The following is a 1756-nucleotide window of genomic DNA, read 5'->3' as shown; positions in this document are numbered from 1 at the left end:
ATTGGCGGGCACAGTGGAGAGATCGGGCAGCGGCCCGAAGATGCGCTCGTAACGCTCGCCGAAGCGTTTCTTGATGTAATGCGCGAAGGCGGCGCGGTTTCCCCCATGCTCGAGCGGGTTTTCGAGCGGCGTCAACGCCTGCGCCCACAGGCTGTCGCGCCGCCCGTCCCAGAAGAACCAGGGATCGCGCGCCACGCCGGCCAGCGGCATGGTGCGCCGGTTGGTGCGGCCGATGCCGACCGCTTGCGGCAGGTCGTCCTGGAACTGGCGGTCGATCTTGTGGCAGGTCGAACAGGACACGTTGCCGTCGCGGCTCATGCCCTGGTCGAAGAACAGCGTCGAGCCCAGGGCCGCGGCCGCCGGCACCTCGGCGAAGCGATTGGTGGTGTCGGGCTTCAGCGGCGGTAGCGTGTTCAGCGCCAGCGAGGCTATGACTTTCTTCTCGGCATCGGAAAACTGCGGCTTGCCGCAGCCGGCAAGCAACGCCATGGCGACCAGTGCGACGAGAGGCAGGACCAGCAGGAGGCGCCTCATCGACCGCTCACAGCACGATGTTGAAGACGACCGTATCGGACCCGGCCGCCGCGGAAATGGCAAAGCGCAGCTGCCACCAGCCGCTCATCGTGAATTTCAGCCCGTCGATGCGATAGCGCCCTTCGCCCAGATAGTCGGTCGCCTGCGGGCTGGTCGGCAGGCCGTGATTGTGCTGCGGCATGCCGCCGGAAACGGCAATCGCCGCTCCCTCCACCGGATCGCCCTTGACTGTCTTCAGCGTCAGCAGCCAGGACTGCAATTCGCCTTGCCGGACCCCGCCCCGCTCCGGCTGGAAACTGGCGACGAACAGCCCGTTTGCCGTCGTCTTCGAGCGCAACGTGTCGGGGCCCGGCGTCGTTTGCGGAGCGGTCAGGTACACGATCGCAAGAACGCCAGCCAGCAAGGCGGCCAGACCAAGACCCGCGAGAAGATAGCGCCATAGGGATGCCAAACCGGTTCCTTCTCCAAAGACAACGTTCCAGCGGGCGCATCGCATCCCGCCGCGACTGTGGGAAACCGCTTCTGACGCAAAAAACCGCAGCCGCCAAGCATGGCGTTACCCATCGCAAAAAGCTACAGCAGCACCTCGTTGGTTTGTGCATGTCGTCATCCCCAAAACGCTGGACACTTTTGCGCGACGTGCACCGGGAGACAGATAGATGGCTGCAAATGGCGTCGCCTCGATCGGCGAGTGCATGCTCGAACTGTCAGGCCAGGCGGGACCGAACTGGCGCATGGGCTTTGCCGGCGACACGTTCAACATGCTGTGGGCGCTGCATGCGCTGAGCGGCGAGCGGCCGGCGACTTATGTCTCGGCCTTCGGCGACGACCCGTTCTCGCAAGGGCAGATCGCCTTCCTCGCCGAAAACGGCATCGGCATCGGCCAAAGCCCTGTCATTCCAGGCGCCCGGCCAGGCCTTTACGCCATCACGCTGACCGGCGCCGAACGCGCCTTCACCTACTGGCGCGCCGACGCCGCCGCCAGGCAACTGGCTTCGGATCCGGACGCACTGGCCAAAAACCTTGAAAACCAGGCACTTGTCTATTTTTCCGGAATCACTTTGGGAATTCTGGAGGACGCCGGACGCCAGACATTGCTGAAGGCGGTGGCCAAGGCGCGCGCGGCTGGTTCGCTCGTCGCCTTCGATCCCAACTACCGGCCGCGGCTGTGGCGCAGTCGCGAGGAGGCGCAGGCGGCAACCAGCGAAGCGTTGGCTGTAAC

Annotated in this window: 3 protein-coding genes; 1 reads left to right on the top strand and 2 read right to left on the bottom strand. The window is 65.0% G+C overall.

Annotation, left to right across the window (positions count from 1 at the left end; genetic code table 11):
• A partial coding sequence (locus EN780_RS33435; protein ID WP_281035399.1) for a cytochrome c peroxidase occupies window positions 1-534 on the bottom strand: 534 nt, incomplete at its 3' end.
• Window positions 535-541: 7 nt separating this feature from the next.
• Entirely contained in the window at window positions 542-985 is a 444-nt protein-coding gene (locus EN780_RS33430) for a FixH family protein (RefSeq protein ID WP_128276393.1), read from the bottom strand.
• A gap of 208 nt (window positions 986-1193) precedes the next feature.
• Between EN780_RS33430 and EN780_RS33425 the strand changes: the two genes are divergently transcribed.
• The coding region (locus tag EN780_RS33425; RefSeq protein ID WP_133372856.1) for a sugar kinase at window positions 1194-1756 on the top strand (563 nt) is incomplete at its 3' end.

Origin of the sequence: Mesorhizobium sp. M4B.F.Ca.ET.089.01.1.1 (assembly GCF_004022605.1) — a bacterium.
Classification (GTDB): Bacteria; Pseudomonadota; Alphaproteobacteria; order Rhizobiales; family Rhizobiaceae; genus Mesorhizobium; species Mesorhizobium abyssinicae.
Note: the sequence above shows the minus strand (reverse complement) of the source record. Positions and strands in the feature narration are given on the sequence as shown.